At 73.7% G+C, this 247-nt stretch carries 1 protein-coding gene; it reads left to right on the top strand.

Features of this window, described 5'->3' with window-relative positions; all coding sequences use genetic code 11:
• On the top strand, nucleotides 1-247 hold a 247-nt coding region (locus IG75_RS0135835), incomplete at both ends, for an MFS transporter (protein WP_030526134.1).

The following is a 247-nucleotide window of genomic DNA, read 5'->3' as shown; positions in this document are numbered from 1 at the left end:
CGCTCACCGTACTGCCGCTGCCGTTCGCGTGGCTGCTGGCCGGCAGAGCGGCCCAGGGCGTCGGGCTCGGGCTGACGGCGCTGATGATGGGCGTGGCCCGGGACCACCTCCCCGAGGAGCGCAGCGCGGCCGTGATCGCACAGATCTCGGTGGTTTCGATCATCGGGGCCGGTGTCGGCTACCCGCTGGCCGCACTACTCGCCGAGCTCGGCGGGGTACGGGCCGCCTACGGCCTCGGCCTGGTCGT

Source organism: Nocardia rhamnosiphila NBRC 108938 (genome assembly GCF_000720425.1).
GTDB lineage: Bacteria > Actinomycetota > Actinomycetes > Mycobacteriales > Mycobacteriaceae > Nocardia > Nocardia rhamnosiphila.
The sequence above is the reverse complement of the archived record's forward strand: the minus strand, read 5'-3'. Positions and strand labels throughout refer to the sequence as shown.